At 72.2% G+C, this 1535-nt stretch carries 1 protein-coding gene; it reads right to left on the reverse strand.

Annotation, left to right across the window (positions count from 1 at the left end; genetic code table 11):
* A partial coding sequence (locus tag AB0J09_RS64470; RefSeq protein ID WP_360714345.1) for a pentapeptide repeat-containing protein occupies window positions 1-1535 on the reverse strand: 1535 nt, incomplete at both ends.

Below are 1535 nucleotides of genomic sequence, written 5' to 3' on the forward strand. Positions count from 1 at the left end.
TCCTCGTTGCCGATGGCGATCGTGCTGCCGTCGGGGCTGTAGGCGATGGGCTCGGGCAGGCGGCTGGTCTGGAAGTGGTAGCCGTACGGGACGCCGATGCCGGCCGGGGCGAACTCCACCTCGACCGGCTGTCCCGGCACGACCGCCGCGCCGTGCAGGTGCGGCAGCGTGCCGGTCACGTTGATCAGCGAGGCCCGGTGCCAGCGGGCGCCCTCGACCGCCGCGTCGCTCAGGTCCACCTGCGCCAGCCGCGCCCCCGACAGGTCGGCGCCGGTCAGGTCGGCCCCGGTCAGCGCCGCGCCGTCGAGCCGCGCCCCGACCAGCCTGGCCTCGCGCAGGGTGGCCCTGGACAGGTTCGTGCCCGCCAGGGTGGCCTCTGACAGGTCGGCGCCGGTGAGATCGACCTCGCGCAGGTCCCTGGCCGACAGGTCCTCGCCCTTCAGGTTGGCGCCGCGCAGGTCGGCGCGGGCGGGGGTGCGCAGCCTGGCGGAGATCTTGACCGCGTTCGCCCTGGACACGTCGTCGCCCGGCGGGTCGGCCACCCAGGCGCGCAGCGCCCGCACGTCGGCCAGGTCGCACAGGAACTCCACGGTCAGCGCCGACAGCGGCCTGCGTGACAGCAGCGCCAGGTTGTCCAGGGCGATGTGGCGGGCGATCACCCACTCCATCACCGACGCGTGGATGAACCCGAACATCCCCTCCTCGGTCCGCACCAGCAGGCTGCCCGAGCCCATCCGGTACGCCGCGTGCGCCGCCGACAACTGCCCGTCGGCCAGGTCGGTCAGCGTCTCGCCCAGCTCGGTCAGCTCGTCCACGCCCAGCAGCGACTCACCGGTGTCCCACAGCCGCACCGCCAGCGCGGTCACCGTCCGCCACAGCTCGTCGACGGTCAGCGCGGTGGCCGAGCCGGGAACCCTGGCCCGCCGCTCCTCGAAGGCCAGCCAGGAGCTGAGGATCTCGTCGTACAGCAGCGCGGGGCTGATCGTGTGGCGGGCGCCGGCCACCGTACGCAGGCGGTCGGCGTCGAGGTCGGCGATGAAGCTCAGCATGCGCGGGTTCTGCGCCAGCGCGAGCAGGTCCGCGATCTCGCCCATCAGCGACATGCGGGCCCTGGCCTCGTCGCCGTCGTCGAAGCGGTTGGCCAGGTAGGAGCGGATCTGGTCGTGCGTGAAGTCCTCGACGCTGAGCACGCGCCGCTGCGGCAGCACCCCGACCATCTCGCCGAGCGAGGTCAGCACCTGGCTGTGCGACTTGAAGTGCTGCGTGCGGCTGGCGACCACGATCTTCGCCTTGTCCTCGGCCGCCGCCAGCAGCGTGGCCAGGTGATCGGCCGCCCGGTCGAACGTCAGCCGGGTCACCAGCTCGTCGAAACCGTCGAACAGCAGCACGATCCGCCCCTGCTTGAGCAGATAGCGGAACGCCTTCAGATCGATGAACTCCTCGCCATGGCTCGCCAGGTGGGCCGCCACCAGCGCGTCCACCGAGTGCGACTTGTCCAGGGCGCGCAGCTCGATCAGGATCGGCGTCAGGTGCGG

The organism is Nonomuraea sp. NPDC049784 (genome assembly GCF_040659615.1).
In the GTDB taxonomy this organism is placed as follows: domain Bacteria; phylum Actinomycetota; class Actinomycetes; order Streptosporangiales; family Streptosporangiaceae; genus Nonomuraea.